This window comes from Rhodopila sp., assembly GCF_035548095.1.
GTDB lineage: Bacteria > Pseudomonadota > Alphaproteobacteria > Acetobacterales > Acetobacteraceae > Rhodopila.
Genome location: NZ_DASZUV010000002.1, coordinates 102,928 through 115,579, shown reverse-complemented (window position 1 = coordinate 115,579; position 12,652 = coordinate 102,928). Strand labels below are relative to the sequence as shown.

General features: G+C 66.9%; 11 protein-coding genes. All 11 read left to right on the top strand.

From position 1 onward, the window contains the following. Positions 1 to 19: 19 nt before the first annotated feature. The 11 genes from VHC04_RS02765 (at position 20) to VHC04_RS02715 (ending at position 12,651) form a co-directional block, all read left to right on the top strand. The gene (locus VHC04_RS02765; protein WP_325677705.1) at positions 20 to 406 is read left to right on the top strand and encodes a chemotaxis response regulator CheY; all 387 of its coding nucleotides are present in this window, start codon (positions 20 to 22) and stop codon (positions 404 to 406) included. Then, on the top strand, positions 399 to 1,133 hold the full coding sequence (locus VHC04_RS02760) for a protein phosphatase CheZ (protein WP_325677703.1): 735 nt from the start codon (positions 399 to 401) through the stop codon (positions 1,131 to 1,133). Before VHC04_RS02765 ends, VHC04_RS02760 begins: the two co-directional genes overlap by 8 nt. After that, on the top strand, positions 1,130 to 4,276 hold the full coding sequence (locus tag VHC04_RS02755) for a tetratricopeptide repeat protein (RefSeq protein WP_325677701.1): 3,147 nt from the start codon (positions 1,130 to 1,132) through the stop codon (positions 4,274 to 4,276). The genes VHC04_RS02760 and VHC04_RS02755 overlap by 4 nt, the downstream gene beginning before the upstream one ends. A gap of 157 nt (positions 4,277 to 4,433) precedes the next feature. After that, complete coding sequence (gene speD, locus VHC04_RS02750; RefSeq protein ID WP_325677699.1) at positions 4,434 to 4,901, top strand: adenosylmethionine decarboxylase; 468 nt, start codon at positions 4,434 to 4,436, stop codon at positions 4,899 to 4,901. 129 nt (positions 4,902 to 5,030) lie between these two features. Then, positions 5,031 to 5,900 (top strand): polyamine aminopropyltransferase, encoded by an 870-nt coding sequence (gene speE, locus VHC04_RS02745; protein ID WP_325677697.1) that lies wholly within the window; start codon positions 5,031 to 5,033, stop codon positions 5,898 to 5,900. A 146-nt stretch (positions 5,901 to 6,046) separates the two neighbouring features. Further along, the gene (locus VHC04_RS02740; protein WP_325677695.1) at positions 6,047 to 6,910 is read left to right on the top strand and encodes a hypothetical protein; all 864 of its coding nucleotides are present in this window, start codon (positions 6,047 to 6,049) and stop codon (positions 6,908 to 6,910) included. A gap of 15 nt (positions 6,911 to 6,925) precedes the next feature. Next, positions 6,926 to 8,296, top strand: coding sequence for a tRNA lysidine(34) synthetase TilS (tilS, locus tag VHC04_RS02735; protein WP_325677693.1), 1,371 nt, complete (start codon positions 6,926 to 6,928; stop codon positions 8,294 to 8,296). A 78-nt stretch (positions 8,297 to 8,374) separates the two neighbouring features. After that, positions 8,375 to 10,297, top strand: coding sequence for an ATP-dependent zinc metalloprotease FtsH (ftsH, locus tag VHC04_RS02730; RefSeq protein WP_325677691.1), 1,923 nt, complete (start codon positions 8,375 to 8,377; stop codon positions 10,295 to 10,297). A gap of 104 nt (positions 10,298 to 10,401) precedes the next feature. After that, a complete protein-coding gene (locus VHC04_RS02725) occupies positions 10,402 to 10,806 on the top strand; it encodes a hypothetical protein (RefSeq protein WP_325677689.1) in 405 nt (134 codons plus the stop codon). Between the two features lie 119 nt (positions 10,807 to 10,925). Continuing rightward, entirely contained in the window at positions 10,926 to 11,765 is an 840-nt protein-coding gene (locus tag VHC04_RS02720; RefSeq protein WP_325677687.1) for a hypothetical protein, read from the top strand. A 7-nt stretch (positions 11,766 to 11,772) separates the two neighbouring features. After that, positions 11,773 to 12,651, top strand: coding sequence for an oxygenase MpaB family protein (locus VHC04_RS02715; RefSeq protein ID WP_325677685.1), 879 nt, complete (start codon positions 11,773 to 11,775; stop codon positions 12,649 to 12,651). Position 12,652: the final 1 nt, after the last annotated feature.

Below are 12,652 nucleotides of genomic sequence, written 5' to 3'. Positions count from 1 at the left end.
AGGAACAGGAGACCATGCGATGGCCATCGACAAGTCAATGAACGTGTTGATCGTGGATGACTATAAAACAATGCTTCGTATCATCCGAAACCTTCTGAAACAGATCGAGTTCAATAACGTCGAGGAAGCGAGCGATGGCGCCGAGGCGTTGCAAAAGCTACGCAAGGGCAACTTCGGACTGGTCATCAGCGACTGGAACATGGAACCGATGACCGGCCTGCAACTGTTGCAGGAAGTGCGCGCCGACAGCCGTCTGAGAGCGACCCCCTTCATCATGGTGACCGCCGAAAGCAAGGCCGAGAACGTCGTCGCCGCGAAGGCCGCCGGCGTGTCCAACTACATCGTGAAGCCGTTCAACGCCGAAACGCTGAAGGACAAGATCGAAAAGGTCTTGAACCATGCTTGATTCGTTCGGACTCACCGGCATCGATGCCCTCAAGAACCGGCTGGCTGAAATCAGGGCGCAGAAGCCGGAGCTCGATCCTGAGATGTTGGCCGACGTCGTGCGCGCCGTGCTAACAACCATCAGTGACGAACTCAGCGCCAAGGAGGCATCGCTGCTGCAGGAGGTGGAGGATCTGGCACGAACGATCGCAGCCGCCAGGACGGAAATCGCGGCATTGCACGTGGAGGACATCACGGGCAGGGCAATCCCGCTGGCGACGGACGAACTGGACGCGATCGTCGATCATACCGCGCAGGCGACCCACGCCATACTGACCAGCTGCGAGATTCTGGATGAGGTTGCCGACACCATCGACGGAGCCCCCGCCGAGCGGTTGCAGGAAGCGACGACGCGCATCTATGAGGCATGCGGCTTCCAGGACATCACCGGCCAGCGGATCACCAAGATCGTCGCCGCGCTGAAAGCCATTGACGCCAAGGTGGCACACATCATCGCGACATTCGGTCCGGCCATGGCCGAAGATCATTTCCCCGAGGATCGCTCTCCAGACGATCGCTCTCCGGAGGATCGCTCCTCCACCGATCGTGCCCGCATCCGCACGCGTCCTGTCACAATGCCGGGGCATGCAACGGCCACCGAGACCGACGGGCTGCTGAACGGCCCGCAACTGCCGGAACAGGCCATGGATCAATCCGACATCGACAAGCTGTTGGCCAGCTTCGAATGACGTCGAGCGTCGCGCGGACCCTTGCCGCGGCTCTGACCGCGCTCGGCGCGGTGCCGGCGATAGCCGGCGCCGCGTCCCCGGCGGCGGTGCCGGTGCGGTCCGGCGACCATCCCGGTTTTGGCCGTATCGTCATCGATACACCCGAGGAGCCGAAATATCGGATCGAGCAGTCCGGGCAGCGCGTGACGGTGAGGCTGCAGCAATCGTCGGCCTTGGAACGCGCGCCACGCCCGCCGCAGAACGTGATCTCCGTGCGGACCAATGGATCCGTCCTGGATTTGACGTTGCTGCCTGGCGCGACGCTGCATCCATCCGTCATTGGCGGGCATCTGGTCCTGGACATGAACGATCCGAAGCCCGGTGCTTTGGACACCGTTCTGGCCGCCGCCGGTGCCCCGACACCCGACAAGCCGGACCGCGACAAGCAGCGGGAGAAGAAGGGGCGCCGGCATAAGCCAAGGCGGACAGACCCGACCGCAATGATGCGTTCGCCTGAACTTGGCGGCCGCACGCCTGTCCAGGGCGTTATTTCTCAGGCGCGGACCGCCCCGACAGAATCGGCCTCGGCGTCCCGGTCCGATCCGCAGCCTGCCAAGCCCACCGCGGCCGCGACACTTCCACCGGCACCATCTGTCGCCGCGGGCTTCCCTAACGGGGTGTCTTCGAGCGGGACGTCTTCGTCCCAGGCCGCCTCCGCCCCGCTTCCGCCGGGTGTGTCGGCTGCCGCGCGGGGCGTGGCCGCGCGGCCGCTTATGTCTCCGCCCGCCCCGCCGGTCCAGCCGCCCGACCTGGCGCAGGCCACCGCACCGGGCGGTCCGGGCCTTGCCGATCCCGCGCCGGACAGCCAGACCGACCTGCTGGCGCGGCTCGGACGCATGTCGGCCGAAGCCGGCGGGTCAGCCGCCATCCTGCCTTTCGCTGCCGGCGTCGGCGCGGCGGCGTTTCAGAGCGGCCAGGACCTGTTCGCCGTCTTCGATGAACGCCGGCCGATCGACCTTTCCGGGCTGCGTGACGATCCGGTCTTCGGCAAGGCCGAGGTAAGGCTGCTGGCCGGTGGCACCCTTTTGCGCGTGCCGCTGCCGAGTGGCGCTGGCACGGACCTGGTTCCGATCCGTGGTGGCTGGCGCGTCATGGTCACGAAGGCGCCGCCCAGGCCGCAGGCGATCACCGCCTTATATGGCTCCGGCGACATGACCCTGACGGCGCAGAAGCCAGCCAGCGTCGTTACCATGGCCGATCCCGATACCGGCGCGACACTGCTGATCGGCACGACCACCCGGTCCGGCCAGGCAGTCCCCGTCGGCCGCGGCAGTGCCGATTTCGTCATCCGGCCGACCAGGCTGGGCGTGGTGGTGGAACCGCTGTCGGACGCGTTGACCATGAAGGTTGCCGCCACCGGCTTCGCCATCGCGCACCCGCCGTCCGGCCTGGCGGTGTCGCCGCCCGGCACTGGCGTCGCGGCGGACCCGCTGGCTCTGACCCGCAGGCTCAGCATCGCCGCCGCCAGCCCCGACATCCTGCTGTCCCGGCTGGTCAGCCAGATCGGCGAAGCAGCTGCTGCCCCCGCTCAGGCCCGCGGTCCGCGCCGTCTGGCCGTTGCGTCGACAATGCTCGCCCTGGGCATGGCCGCCGAGGCCGAAAGCCTGATCCATGTCGCCGCCGAACAGGATCCCAGACTGGCGGACTCGCCGGATGTCGCCGCGCTGGGTGCTGTCGCGGCGCTGCTTGCCGGCCGCACATCCGAAGCCGATGCCATCGATGATCCGCGCCTGAGCGGCGCCGACGACATCACCTTTTGGCGGGGAGTCCGCCAGGCGATGCTGGAGGAAGGCTCGCCCGCCGCCGCCAGCGTCTTTGCAGCGACTGCCCCCGTACTGTCTTTCTATCCCAAGGCGCTTCGCGACCGCCTGCTGCCTCTGGTGGCCGAGACCGAGGCACTGGGGGGCGAATCCGCGGCGGCTGGACGGCTGTTGCTCGAATACAAGGACAATCCCAAACTGGACTACGCGCGGGCCCTGATGGCGCTGAAAGAGAATGAGACCGGGAAGGCATTGGCCATGCTGGACCAGCTTGCCGTCTCGGCGGATCAGTTCGATCGCGTCCGTGCCGCCGTGATGGCAGTGGAAACCCGCCTCGCTGCCGGCAAGATCAAGCCGGCCGAAGCGGCGGACGCGATGGACCGGCTGGTTTACGCGTGGCGAGGCGATCAGCGGGAGTTGTCGTTGCGCGAACGCATTGCCGAGTTGCGCGAGCAGACAGGCGAGTGGCGCGTCGCGCTGACCACCCTGCGTCAGGCCGAGGCCGATTTCCCCGACCAGGCAGCCCAGGTCCATGCACGGCTGCAAAACGCCTTTGCCGACATGGTCTCCGACCCGCGTCTGCAGAGCCAGTCGCCGATCGATGTCGTCTCCACGATCGAGGAAAACGCCGATCTCGCCTCCAACCGGCCCGACGATTCGCGGGTTCAGGAACGGTTGGCCGATCGGCTCGTCGCGCTCGATCTGCCGAACCGCGCCGGACCGGTGCTGGAGAAGCTGATGAAAGGCGCGCCGACGCCGTTGAGCAGGGCGTTGTACGGCGCCAAACTCGCCGCCATTGATGTGCGGGAAAAGGATGCCTCCGCCGCGCTGGCCGTGCTGGACGCGTCGGACGCGCCGGACCTGCCGCCCGCCCTGGCGGAGAGGCGCGCGCTCACCCGCGCCGAGGCACTGTCGCGCGGCGGCGATACCAAGGTTGCGGATGCGCTGCTGGCGACGCTGGGCACGCCGGCGGCGATGCAGGCGCGCGCGGCGATGCTGGAGCAGGCGCAGGATTGGCCGGGTGCCGAAAAGGCCTGGGCCGACTACGCCGCGAAGTCGCTGCCCGAGGACGGCAGCCTGGACGACGACCAGGCACGCACCCTGGTCCGTCTGGCCACCGCCGCCGCGCGCGCCGGGGATGATGCGGCATTGGCCGACCTGCGTGAGAGGTTTTCACCCCGCCTGCCCGGTGGGGCGCTGGCCGACATGTTTCGTCTGCTGACGGCACCGCCCGTGCGCGGCACCTCTGACCTGCAACGCGTGCGCCAGGACATCAACCTGGCGCAGTCATTGCCCGCCAACCTGCGGGCGCTGTATGCGGCACCCCCGGCACCGAAAGATTAATTCCCGTCAGCCATGCGTTTTTCACTGCGTGCAGGTCCGAAAAGGGCTTGCATCCCATCTTCCTAGTCATCATGTTCCGCGGCCTTGGCCCGAGGGGACTGTGGGCGCGTTTCGCGCGTACGGTCCAACAGGCCGTCTACTGGTAGGAGGGTACGCGATGAACGCACTCAGCCCACTGGGGATGGTCTCGGAACTTCCGAGCAGCAACCAGACTTCCTCATCCGACGCTGAGCGGATTGGTTCCGATGTCGAGAAGGACTACTTCGTCGAGAAGGACGGGGTGAAGTTCGCCGGCACGCATTTGTTGGTCGATCTGTGGGGGGCCACCAATCTGGCGGATCCCCAGCACATCGATCGCGCGCTACGCAATGCGGCCGAGGCGGCCGGCGCAACGATCCTGCACGGGCATTTCCATCATTTCTCGCCCAATGGCGGCGTGTCCGGCGTCCTGGTGCTGGCGGAGAGCCACATCTCGATCCACACATGGCCGGAGCGGGATTTCGCGGCGATCGACATCTTCATGTGCGGCGCCTGCAATCCGTATCATAGCATCCCGATGCTGAAGGCAGCGTTCCAGCCAGCTTCCATCAACCTGGGTGAGCAGCGCCGCGGTCTGATCACCTGACCGCCACTTCCGTAACGACCGGCCGGCGGCCCGGACCCTGATCCGGGCCGTTCGCGTGCAAAATGGGCACGATCGACCGGGAACGATAGCGACGGGACGATCGTCCGACGCACGCTCAAAGGGGTCACGATGCCGACCGACAGCTGGATCAACGAAACACTGTATGAGGCCTGGGGCCAGCGCTTTCGCGTGAAGCGCGAGCTCGCGCGGGTGCAGAGCCCGTTCCAGGACATCGCCATCTTCGAAAGCGAGACGCATGGCCGGGTGATGGTGCTGGACGGCGTCATCCAGATCACCGAAGGCGATGAGTTCGTCTACCAGGAGATGCTGGCACACGTGCCGCTGCTGGCACATGGTGAGGCGGCGAACGTACTGATCATCGGCGCTGGCGATGGCGGGGTACTCCGCCGCGTGCTGCAGCACCCGACCGTGAAGCGGGCTGTGATGGTGGAGATCGATGGCGAGGTCATCCGCCTGTCGCGGGAGTTCCTGCCCGGCATCGCTGGGGGAGCCTGGAACGACCCGCGCGCGAACGTGATCGTGGGCGACGGCATCGATTACGTGAAGAAGGCGCCAGACGCATCCTTCGATGTCATCATCGTCGATTCCACTGATCCGATCGGCGTGGGAGAAGTGCTGTTCACCGATGATTTCTACCGCAACTGCGCCCGCATTCTCACTGCGCGCGGCGTGGTCGTGAACCAGTGCGGCGTGCCGTTCATGCAAGCCGATGAGCTGCGTGATACCAGCGCTCGGCGCCGTGCCTTCTTTTCCCATGTCACGGCCTATGTCGCCGCCGTGCCAACCTATGTCGGCGGCTTCATGACGCTGGGCTGGGCAGGCAAGGACGCCGGATTGACGCAGATTCCCCTTGAGACCATTCGCCAGCGCGCCAGCCAGGCAGGGATCGAGGGTACGACGCAGTACTGGACGCCGGAGATCCACGTCGGTGCCTTCAACCTGCCGCCCTACATCGCCCGTCACCTGCCGAAGGCGTAGCCGCGACTGCTGCGCGGGGCACCGCGACCTGTCTGCGAAGCAAGGGAATTGCGGGACATGATCGGGTGGACCTGACCCCGATCATGCTCTACGCAGCCTTGCCTCAGATCGTGCTATCCCAGGCCCAACCACGCAGGGAACTTCGCATGCGGCTTTTCGCCCGTACCGTCCTGTCTGCCTCGCTGCTGACGGCCGTCGCAACCGCACCCGCTTTCGCGCAGATCGACAGCCGCGAAGGGATCGCCTTGCAGAACCAGATCTATCAGCTGCGCCAGCAGGTGCAGGTGTTGCAGGACCAGATCGCACGCGGCGGGGGCGGCGGGGGCTCCCGACCGATCTACGTGGCGCCGCCGCCTTCATCCGGCGGCAGCGGCGATCTCGTGGCCCAGCTGCTGACGCGGGTGGATTCGCTGGAGGACCAGGTGCGCCAGCTGCGGGGCCAGATCCAGGACACGCAGAATCAGCTCGGGCAGCAGACGGCGGAGCTGGGCAAGCGGATCGATGACCTGGCATTCCAGTCCGGGCAGGGAAGCGCCGCCCGCCCGCCCTCGGGCAGCCCACCGGCGCCCTCGCCGGGCACGACCGCGGCCGCGCCGCCTCCGGCTCCGTCCGCCCCTGCGCCGCGCACGCCGGAAATCGCGTTGCAAGACGGTAATGCCGCCTTGGCCCGCCACGACTATGCCAGGGCGGAACAGTCGGCGCGCGAGGTATTGGCGAACCGCACCTCGCCGCGGGCCTATGATGCGCAGATTTTGCTCGCCCAATCGCTGGCCGGACAGCGTCAATACGCGCAGGCCGCGATTGCCTTCGATGATGCCTACAACCGTTCCCGCAAAGGGGTGCACGCCCCCGCCGCGTTGCTGGGCCTGGCCAACTCCTTGGCGGCGATCAATGAGAAGAAAGCCGCTTGCGACACCTTGAACCGCCTGCGTGCCGAGTTCCCGCAGGCCCGCCCCGACATCCGGGAAGGCGCTGCGTCGACCCGCGCCCGCCTGGGTGGCTGCGGATAAAACGCCGTTTTCCCGATGAATGCGCGGCGTGGACTCGCATGGGCCGCGCCGCCGGTCGCCGACCTGCCGACGGCGTTTGCCGGCGCCATGGCGTCGCTGGGACCGTTTGAGGCGCACCCGCGACTGGCCATCGCCACGTCGGGCGGCGCCGATTCCACGGCATTGGCCCTGCTCGCGCGGGATTGGGCGACCGGGCAGGGCGGCGGCGTGCAGGCCTTCATCGTGGACCACCGCCTGCGCCCGGACTCCACCGCCGAGGCGGATGTGACGGCGCGCCGCCTGGCATCCCTGTCCGTCCCTGCCACGATCCTGACGCTGAGCGGTCTGCAACGCGGGCCGGCCCTGGCGGAGCGTGCGCGGATCGCCCGCTATGCCGCGCTGACGGCCGCCTGCCGCGCCGGTGGCTTCCTGCATCTTCTACTGGGCCACCATGCGGCGGACCAGGCGGAGACGCTGGCGATGCGGGTGCTGCGCGACTCCGGCAATTCCGGTCTGGCCGGCATGCCCGCCGTGGCCGAGACGCGGGACATCCGCCTGCTGCGCCCATTGCTCCTTGTGCCGCCCGGCATCCTGCGCGGCTTCCTGGAAGCGCGCGGCATCGCCTGGGTGGAGGACCCTTCCAATCGGGATCCCGCCGCACTCCGCGTACGCCTGCGTGACCGTCTCACCCGGACCGACCCGATGTGCCTGGTTGCGGCCTCCATCATGGCAGGTTGCGCCAGGTCCGCCTCCGAGGCCGCGACCGCCGTCAGCCTCGCCGCCATTGCCACCATCCGGCCAGAAGGTGTCGCGCTGTTGCCGCGTGGTCCGATCCGCGTGGAGACCCTTGCGGCGCTTGTGCAGACGATTGGCGGCGCGCCCTACCCACCGGCCGGCAGGACCCTGGTGCTTCTGGCCGCCGCGCCGCGGCCGGCAACATTGGCCGGTGTGCGGATTCTGGAGAGCCGCGGCCGGCTCATGCTGGTTCGGGAGGAAGCGGCCATGGCCCCCCCTGTCACGGCCCGAGCGGGTGTCCGGTGGGACGGCAGGATGCGTCTGCTCGGGTCACTGCCACCGGGGCGGGAGGGGATTACGATCGGCGCCCTTGGCAACGCCGCGTCCAGGTTCCGCCGCGCGTCGCTGCTGCCCGCGGCCGCGCTGCGCACCCTGCCTGCGCTATGGCTGGGGCAAGAGCTGCTGGCCGTGCCGCATCTGCGCCATGCCGCCGATGTCGCCCTGAAGCGCGTCCGCTTTGTCTTTGAACCGCCCCGGCCTGCTGCGGGAGCGGCTTTCCGTCCCATTTCCGGTTGGGACAGCCCAGCCCCCGCCCAGTCGTCGCCAGACCGTGTATTTTCCGGCATGTCGTCACCGACGGGGGTGCAGGGTTCTGCTTCACACACTATGTAAACGGCGCCATGCTGTCCGCCGACGGCCCATGGCCGGGCGCGCCCTGATGTCCGATCGAGAACACATGAGAAAGTGCACATGAGCAATTTTGGCCGGAACCTCGCGCTATGGGTGATCATCGCCCTGTTGCTCGTGGTGCTATTCAATCTGTTCCAGCCGGGCGTGAATCACGCGAACTCGACGCAGATCGCCTATTCGGACTTCATTTCCGAAGTGAATTCCGGCCGTGTGCGCGATGTGGTGATCCAGGGACGCACTGTCTCCGGCCAACTGAACGACGGGCGCACCTTCCAGACCTACACGCCGGAAGACCCGGCGCTGGTGAAGACGCTCACGGACAAGAACGTCCGCGTCATCGCGAAGCCGGAAGACAGCGATGTGAACCCGCTGCTGCATTATCTGCTGTCCTGGTTCCCGATGCTGCTGCTGATCGGCGTCTGGGTGTTCTTCATGCGCCAAATGCAGTCGGGCGGTGGCCGCGCGATGGGGTTCGGCAAGAGCCGTGCGCGCATGCTGACGGAAAAGCAGGGCCGCGTGACGTTTGAGGATGTGGCCGGCATCGATGAGGCGAAGGGCGAACTGCAGGAGATCGTCGAATTCCTGAAGGACCCGCAGAAGTTCCAGCGCCTGGGTGGCAAGATCCCCAAGGGCGTGCTGCTGGTCGGCCCGCCCGGCACCGGCAAGACCCTGCTGGCCCGAGCCATCGCGGGTGAGGCGAATGTGCCGTTCTTCACCATCTCGGGCTCCGACTTCGTGGAAATGTTCGTCGGCGTTGGCGCCAGTCGCGTCCGCGACATGTTCGAGCAGGGCAAGAAGAACGCCCCCTGCATCATCTTCATTGACGAGATCGATGCGGTCGGCCGCCATCGCGGCGCCGGCCTGGGTGGCGGCAATGACGAACGCGAGCAGACGCTGAACCAGATGCTGGTGGAGATGGACGGCTTCGAGTCCAACGAAGGCGTTATCCTGATCGCCGCCACCAACCGTCCGGACGTACTGGACCCGGCGCTGTTGCGCCCTGGTCGCTTCGACCGCCAGGTGGTCGTGCCGAACCCGGATGTGAACGGGCGCGAGAAAATCCTGCGCGTTCACATGCGCAAGGTTCCGCTGGCATCCGATGTTGATCCCAAGGTCATTGCCCGCGGTACGCCAGGCTTCTCCGGCGCCGATCTGGCCAACCTGGTGAACGAAGGGGCTTTGCTGGCCGCCCGCCTGGGCAAGCGCGTGGTTGCCATGGCCGAGTTCGAGGCCGCCAAGGACAAGGTCATGATGGGCACGGAGCGCAAGTCGCTGGTGATGTCCGAGGCCGAGCGGCGCATGACCGCGTACCACGAAGGCGGTCACGCGCTGTGCGCGATGTATGAGCCGGAGTGTGACCCGGTCCACAAGGCGACCATCGTGCCGCGCGGCCGCGCGCTGGGCCTGGTCATGAGCCTGCCGGAGGGCGATCGCTACTCCAAGTCCAAGTCGAAGCTGCTGGGCGAGTTGACCATGGCGATGGGCGGACGCGCCGCCGAGGAGATCATCTTCGGTCCCGACAAGGTGTCGAACGGCGCCGCCGGCGACATCAAGATGGCGACCGACCAGGCGCGCCGCATGATCACCGAATGGGGCATGTCCGATAAGCTCGGCATGATCGCCTATGGTGATAACAGCCAGGAAGTGTTCCTGGGTCATTCAGTGACGCAGAACAAGAACGTGTCGGAAGCGACCGCGCGGGAGATCGATGCCGAGATCAAGTCGATCATCGATCGAGCCTATAGCCGAGCGAGGCACATCCTGACGGAAAATATCGAGGAGTTGCACCGCATTGCCCGCGGATTGCTGGAGCACGAAACGCTGTCGGGCGATGAAATCCGCACCGTCCTGCGCGGTGAGCCGGTGATCCGTAAGGTGGTCGATGAGCCCGCGCCTGAATCCCGCCGGGCCTCGGTGCCGACCACCGGACGCCCGGCGGCCGGCCCTGGTGGCGGCGTCGCGCCGGCACCGCAGCCGACCTGATGCGGCGACGTCCCGATCTGGTTCCGGCCCCGGGCGTCGCCTATATGCCTCGGGCCGTTGCTTTTGGTAGGATGACCGCCTGAAACCGGCGGCGGAACGGAACCATGGCCGAACGTCTGTTGAGTACCGAATTCGCGAAAAGCGGCGCCCCCAGTTCCCCTGCGCGTGAATTGCTGGACCTGATTTCCTCGGTCACCGCAAACACGGCCCGCGCGGATGCTACCCCTGCCGCCGTGATGGCCGTGGAACTGCGCCGCGCATACATCACCTATAGCGCGCCCGTCCTGCAGTTGCTGGCCGGCCAGCCCGATCAGGCAATCGAGGAGCGGGACCTGTTCAAGCAGGTGTCGGCCCAGGTCAGCCAGCCAGATTTTGGGGCCTATCGTCTCGCCCTGGGCGCGCTGCGGCAGGAAGGCTTGATCGTCGCCGACGGTGTCAATGAATTCGGCGACGCTCTCTATAAAATCACCGGTCAGGGCAGGGCGGTGGCGCCGCCCCAACCCGCGTAGCCGCATGAGCCTGAGCCCGTGCGCGGCCGTCGATCGCAGGGTTGCGCGGGCCGCCGCCGACCGCGCTTCGGCACCTGAAACGGCCATGGTTCGGGAAAATCGCGTGTTGCGAAACGGCGATGCGTGATCCTAGGCCGGTCACTGCCAGCCCGGCACCACTCCGGCCACCCGATAACGTCGTGCTGCTGTCGGTGGTCATCGGGCTGCTCGCGTTTGCGACGCTGGTCTGGCTGACCGGACACCACGCCATCATCGATGCGCCGTTCGACCGGAATGAGTGGGTGGCGTTTGGACTCGCCTTCGTCCTGGCCAGCATGGTCGGGGCATGCGAGCTGATCTCCCGCTATCGGGATAATCCCTGGATGGCCGCCTGCTCCCCACCCGGCCTGTGCTACATCGGCGCGAATGGCGCGGCCGGCATGATCGCCCTGTATTTTATTCGCCATATCGGGCCGTCCACATTCGGCCTGAAGGACAACCTGATCGACCTGGCGTTCCTCTCCGGCTTCGGGGCAATGGTGATCATCCGCACCAAGCTGTTCACCCTGCGCCAGCCGGGCGGCACCGATGTTGCGGTTGGTCCCGCGTTCGCGGTCGACACCTTCCTGGCTGCGGTGAACCGTGAGGTGGATCGCCGCCGTGCCCGTATCCGGACGCAGGTGGTGGCGGAGTGGTCGCGCCGTCTGCGCGATTATGACTTCAAGGACGCGCTGCCGATCATGACCGGCGGCGTGTCCGCGTTCCAGGACCTGGACCCTGCCTATGCCGCTCGGCTCAAGGACGTGTTGAAGGCGTTGCAGGACGATCAGCAGTTCAAGGACTATTCCAGCGAGGCGAAATTCTTCTGGATCGGCTTCGACATCATGACGGTGTTCGGAGACAAGCCGTTCGAGACCTTGTTCTCGGAACTCGAGCAATATCTGATACCGCGCAAGGGCGTTCCGCCCCGATCCCCCTGACCCGCTGATGCCCTATCCCGATCCTGTAGGCTCGCGTGGCGCCGGCCTTGCCGCTTTGATCGCCGCGCCGGTCAAGACCGTGATCGCCCAACGGGTGGTGTCACTGTTCAACGACCGGGCGCGCGGTGAGCGGCCGGTGCGGCGACGACCGGATGGCTGGTTCGGTCCGCGGTCGATGGCCTGGCAGGTGCACGGCGACGTTACGGCGATGATGGTCGGCGGCATCGCCGGGCTCCTGCTGCAGATGCTGCATCCGGCAGTACTGGCGGGCGTCTGGGACCACTCGAATTTCCGGCAGGACATGCCGGGTCGACTGCGCCGCACCGCTCGGTTCATCGCCCAGACCACCTACGGCAGCCCGGAGGAGGCGCAGGCGGCGGTCGACCGCGTGCGGGCGATCCATGATCGCATCGGTGGCGTCCTGCCGGATGGGACGGCCTATGCTGCGTCGGACCCGACCCTGCTCGCCTGGGTGCACGTGACCGAGACGACCTGCTTCCTGAACTCCTGGCTGCGCTATGCCGCACCCGGAACGTCGGCGGCCGACCAGGATCGTTATATCGCCGAGATGGCGCGGATCGGCGTTGCGCTGGGGGCTGATCCGGTGCCGCGTTCACGGGCAGAGGCCCAGGCGCTGGTGCAGGCGATGCGCCCCCGGTTGCGATGCGACGACCGCACCCGCGAGGTGGCCCGCTTCCTGCTGACCCAACGCGCTCGATCACGCGCCGTCCAGCCGTTTCAGACGATGGCGATGCACGCCGCGGTTGATCTGCTGCCGGACTGGGCCCGCGTGATGCACGGATTGCCGTCACCCGTGGTGTCCGCTCCGCTGGTGCGAGCCGGCACGCTGGGGCTGGCCGTGGCGGTGCGGTGGGCGTTCCGGTGAC

Bases quoted from the DNA above. Each gene is read 5' to 3' on its own strand.
- VHC04_RS02765 (WP_325677705.1), top strand. From the start codon at position 20: ATGGCCATCGACAAGTCAATGAACGTGTTGATCGTGGATGACTATAAA.
- VHC04_RS02760 (WP_325677703.1), top strand. From the start codon at position 399: ATGCTTGATTCGTTCGGACTCACCGGCATCGATGCCCTCAAGAACCGG.
- VHC04_RS02755 (WP_325677701.1), top strand. From the start codon at position 1,130: ATGACGTCGAGCGTCGCGCGGACCCTTGCCGCGGCTCTGACCGCGCTC.
- speD (WP_325677699.1), top strand. From the start codon at position 4,434: ATGAACGCACTCAGCCCACTGGGGATGGTCTCGGAACTTCCGAGCAGC.
- speE (WP_325677697.1), top strand. From the start codon at position 5,031: ATGCCGACCGACAGCTGGATCAACGAAACACTGTATGAGGCCTGGGGC.
- VHC04_RS02740 (WP_325677695.1), top strand. From the start codon at position 6,047: ATGCGGCTTTTCGCCCGTACCGTCCTGTCTGCCTCGCTGCTGACGGCC.
- tilS (WP_325677693.1), top strand. From the start codon at position 6,926: ATGAATGCGCGGCGTGGACTCGCATGGGCCGCGCCGCCGGTCGCCGAC.
- ftsH (WP_325677691.1), top strand. From the start codon at position 8,375: ATGAGCAATTTTGGCCGGAACCTCGCGCTATGGGTGATCATCGCCCTG.
- VHC04_RS02725 (WP_325677689.1), top strand. From the start codon at position 10,402: ATGGCCGAACGTCTGTTGAGTACCGAATTCGCGAAAAGCGGCGCCCCC.
- VHC04_RS02720 (WP_325677687.1), top strand. From the start codon at position 10,926: ATGCGTGATCCTAGGCCGGTCACTGCCAGCCCGGCACCACTCCGGCCA.
- VHC04_RS02715 (WP_325677685.1), top strand. From the start codon at position 11,773: ATGCCCTATCCCGATCCTGTAGGCTCGCGTGGCGCCGGCCTTGCCGCT.